At 47.6% G+C, this 311-nt stretch carries 3 tRNA genes; all 3 read left to right on the plus strand.

Going from position 1 to position 311, the window contains the following annotated elements:
- Positions 1-34 precede the first annotated feature (34 nt).
- The 3 genes from FC20_RS09770 to FC20_RS09780 all read left to right on the plus strand — a co-directional run bounded on the left by FC20_RS09770 (position 35) and on the right by FC20_RS09780 (position 291).
- A tRNA-Trp gene (locus tag FC20_RS09770) sits at positions 35-105 on the plus strand.
- A gap of 11 nt (positions 106-116) precedes the next feature.
- Positions 117-189, plus strand: a tRNA-His gene (locus FC20_RS09775).
- Positions 190-220: 31 nt separating this feature from the next.
- A tRNA-Cys gene (locus FC20_RS09780) sits at positions 221-291 on the plus strand.
- Positions 292-311 lie beyond the last annotated feature (20 nt).

Consider the following 311-nt stretch of genomic DNA (forward strand, 5'->3'; position numbering starts at 1 on the left):
AGTTCGGTGGTTCGAATCCACTTTCCTCCATAATAGGGATATAGTTTAAAGGCAGAACTACGGTCTCCAAAACCGTCGGTGTGGGTTCAATTCCTACTATCCCTGTTAACAAAATGGCGGTATTGGTGAAGTGGTTAACACACTGGTTTGTGGATCCAGCATACGTGGGTTCGATTCCCACATACCGCCCTAGCCTCAGGGCAGAAAAGAAAATAAATGTGGCGGTGTAGCCAAGTGGTAAGGCAGAGGTCTGCAAAACCTTAATCGTCGGTTCGACTCCGATCCCCGCCTTATGACTTGTACAAAGTCAC

Source organism: Lactobacillus equicursoris DSM 19284 = JCM 14600 = CIP 110162 (genome assembly GCF_001434815.1).
GTDB lineage: Bacteria > Bacillota > Bacilli > Lactobacillales > Lactobacillaceae > Lactobacillus > Lactobacillus equicursoris.